This window comes from Furfurilactobacillus curtus, assembly GCF_045862785.1.
GTDB classification, from domain to species: domain Bacteria; phylum Bacillota; class Bacilli; order Lactobacillales; family Lactobacillaceae; genus Furfurilactobacillus; species Furfurilactobacillus curtus.
In genome coordinates this window covers 1-625 of record NZ_BQXO01000047.1, presented here as the reverse complement: position 1 = coordinate 625, position 625 = coordinate 1, and the positions used below count along the sequence as shown (strand labels likewise).

At 42.2% G+C, this 625-nt stretch carries 2 pseudogenes; both read right to left on the bottom strand.

What is annotated here, in order from left to right:
• Positions 1-81 precede the first annotated feature (81 nt).
• A pseudogene (locus tag ACKTR2_RS10365) lies at positions 82-408 on the bottom strand (hypothetical protein).
• An 83-nt stretch (positions 409-491) separates the two neighbouring features.
• Positions 492-625 (bottom strand): annotated as a pseudogene (locus tag ACKTR2_RS10360) (conjugal transfer protein TraA); the annotation flags it as partial.

Sequence of the window (625 nt, the reverse complement as noted above, 5' to 3'; positions counted from 1 at the left end):
GGCTGGGGGAAGTATACTCTCCTCACAATTAGAACTATCAATATTTTACGCACCACCTACTTGACTTCTGACCACAAGTCTTTAAATCAATCGGAATAATTGTTCTCTGGACGTGCCCCTAACCCGCCCTGTAAAATGGATTATTAGGAGGGTGACACCTAGAAGGCGTATTTCTAGGTGCTGATCCCCGTTAGCACCTTTATTGCTGACGAGGACGCCCTCTTTTTTTATGCGATCTCTGATCCATTCAATTCCTTGTGCTGATATTAGTTTGCTTTTGCCACCCTCCAAAATCATATTTTCGGGTACTTCGCCCTTATGACGGCGTAGCCATAAACTTACCTAAGAACGACTGCGGCCTAACTTTTGGCTAGCTTGGCCAAGGTTATACCATTCTTCTTTTGACACATCTTTTACCCTCCTTTCTTTAATCTATGGCTCTATTATACACTAAATGTACTCATTGTGTACATTTAATTATTACATTTAGATTACAAGTGCATGCCCCCATCTTCATGCCGGTTCTGGGTTTGGTGTTGCCGTTGCTTTTTCGTCATTTCCCACTCGGTCTCTTTTAAGCCACGTAATTGCTGCTTTCTTAGATAGTCTGTGTTCTTCGCATATA